Origin of the sequence: Bacillus sp. EB600 (assembly GCF_024494385.1) — a bacterium.
In the GTDB taxonomy this organism is placed as follows: domain Bacteria; phylum Bacillota; class Bacilli; order Bacillales; family Cytobacillaceae; genus JAEVLT01.
In genome coordinates this window covers 1-500 of record NZ_JAEVLT010000158.1, presented here as the reverse complement: position 1 = coordinate 500, position 500 = coordinate 1, and the positions used below count along the sequence as shown (strand labels likewise).

General features: G+C 35.6%; 1 protein-coding gene. It reads left to right on the top strand.

The genetic code is table 11. The features are described from left to right. Window positions 1–131: 131 nt before the first annotated feature. Window positions 132–500: recombinase family protein (locus tag JN080_RS29115; RefSeq protein WP_256239377.1), on the top strand; the 369-nt coding region annotated here is incomplete at its 3' end.

Here is a 500-nt window from a genome sequence, read left to right as displayed (position 1 = left end):
ACGTTCTTGTAGTCCTAAAAGGTTATAAAAACAATTTTGGGATATCCCAAAATGATGATTGATCTTTTGAGATAGATTGATATATTGTTAAGACAAACAAATAACAATCATTCCATAAAAAGGGGGATTTGATGCATATGAAAATATTCGGTTATGTCCGTGTATCATCAAAAGAACAAAACGAAGCGAGGCAAATGGAGACTATGAGGAAGGAAGGAATTGAAGAACGGGATATATTCATTGATAAGGCCAGTGGTAAAAACTTTGAACGTCCTCAGTATCAATTATTAAAACAAATGGTGCGTGAAGGGGATACGGTTGTATTTGATTCCATTACTCGGATGGGACGGAATATGGATGACACAATGAAGGAATATAAATGGTTTGTAGAAAATGGAGTGCAGCTGCGTTTCATAAAGGAGCCTATGATTAACACCAGCAATGAACATGACGATGTTATGAAGCGAGCAATACAAACAATCATTTTGACTCTTCTTACA